At 48.1% G+C, this 1,736-nt stretch carries 3 protein-coding genes; 1 reads left to right on the top strand and 2 read right to left on the bottom strand.

Translation table 11 applies throughout. From position 1 onward, the window contains the following. A partial coding sequence (locus A3729_RS07635) for an alkyl sulfatase C-terminal domain-containing protein (protein ID WP_197475664.1) occupies nucleotides 1-404 on the top strand: 404 nt, incomplete at its 5' end. 20 nt (nucleotides 405-424) lie between these two features. Here the strand turns inward: A3729_RS07635 and A3729_RS07630 are convergent. Both A3729_RS07630 and A3729_RS07625 read right to left on the bottom strand, forming a co-directional pair. Further along, nucleotides 425-997, bottom strand: coding sequence for a DNA polymerase domain-containing protein (locus A3729_RS07630; protein WP_068633546.1), 573 nt, complete (start codon nucleotides 995-997; stop codon nucleotides 425-427). Between the two features lie 200 nt (nucleotides 998-1,197). Beyond that, a partial coding sequence (locus tag A3729_RS07625; RefSeq protein WP_082882043.1) for a transposase occupies nucleotides 1,198-1,736 on the bottom strand: 539 nt, incomplete at its 5' end.

Here is a 1,736-nt window from a genome sequence, read left to right as displayed (position 1 = left end):
ATGGTGGCCCGGATAAAGGCGTTGATGTGGCAATGATGGAGGGGGTTCTGAGAGAGGCACCTCTTGAGAACTTCTTTATATCAATGGCTGCCCGTTTAATTGGCCCGGAAGCTTTTGATAGCCATCATAAGATCAATATCACCTTCACTGACAGGCAGGTAAATTTCTATTTGTGGATTGAAAATGCCGTTCTGCATTTTGAACAAATTGAACCTGTCAGTGATGCGGATGCCACACTTAAGGTGACTCATGAGTTATTTCTCAAAATGGCCACTGATCAGGCTGGGATCAAAGAAACCCTGTTCTCGGATGATTTGACGGTGGAGGGTAGTAAGCTGGATTTAGTGAGTTTCTTCAGGTTGTTTGAGAAGCCGAGAGGTGTCTTTAATATCATTGAGCCTTAAGGAACTTACTTCTAGGTTCCCTAGAATAAGGCCATTTGATTATCTATTAGGCGATCAAAGTCCATCCCGATAAAGGGCAGNATGCCTTCCGCGATGGGCTTTAGCTGTTTCTCAATGTAGTGTTGGTAATCAATGTCTGATTCAAGATAGTCCAAAGGCTCAGGCCCGTTCAGGGTGATGATATAGTTGATCCAGCCTTTGTGTTGATACTGTAGTGGCTTGCCAAGCGCTTTGTTCTTTTCGTCGGCTATTTTGGCAGATCGAGCATGGGGTGGAACGTTTTTAACGTACTCTCTGAGCGGTCTTCTAAGGCGTTTTCGATAAACCAGCTGATTATCCCGTTCTCCATTCAGTGTGGCCGCCACGGTGTCTTTGATAAATTGGCTTGGGTCGCGATCATCAAAGACGATTTGGTAAAGATTCTTTTGAAAGTCTCTCGCCACGTCTGTCCAATCAGTGCGAACCGTTTCCAACCCTTTAAAGACCATTTCCGGTTGTTGATTTTTAACAACCATACCGGCATAGCGCTTTTTACTGCCCGCTTCAGAACCACGAATGGTCGGGCGTATAGGACGTTTAAAGCACCTTTTCACCCTTCGGATGAAGTAGCATACCCGAAATTGCTGCTCATTTTTATTGCCTAAGCCCCGGAATTTAGCTTCACAGCGCCCAAAGAAGGTCGTATTTTGGTCGATTTGACCGAAAAGTGCCTGGCGAATGGATCTTTAGCCGACAGTTGCCCCACCGGCCTGCCGCAAAGGCTGACAGTACATGGATTGAGAGCTTAGGAGCGTCAATTAAATAAACGAGTCTGCGATGGGCCGAACAGGCTGGGAGTCAGTGGTGGGGCTCGCTCTGGCGGCTGGTTGTGATGGTTAGTATCGGCTTTGGCCGCCTTCTGTTTGAGATGTTTAAGAATCTGCTCGATTATGTCCGGATCCTCAATGCTGGCAATCACTTTGACATGCCCTCCACAGTGCTCGCAAACCTCAATATCAATATTGAAGACTCGCTTAAGTCGCTGCATCCATGTCATGGCGTGGTGCCGCTCTTCAGGGGTCTTATCGAGCCAGTCAGTATCGGCTGCTTCTAGTTTGTCAGGCTTTTTTCCGCGTTTAGCCGGTGTGACCTGAACACGGTGTTTGCTGTTCGGTGCGAAGACTCCGTGGAATCGGGTGAGGTTGACGCGCGGCTTGGGTACCAGTGCAGCCAGCTTGGCCATGAAGTCCATGGGTTCGAAGATCACATGGGTTGTGCCATTGCGATACGGGGTTTTGAGTTCATACCGAACGTGTCCATTGGAGGTCAATGCCAGGCGCTTTTCTGAAACAG

This window comes from Oleiphilus sp. HI0043 (assembly GCF_001634935.1).
Note: the sequence above shows the minus strand (reverse complement) of the source record. Positions and strands in the feature narration are given on the sequence as shown.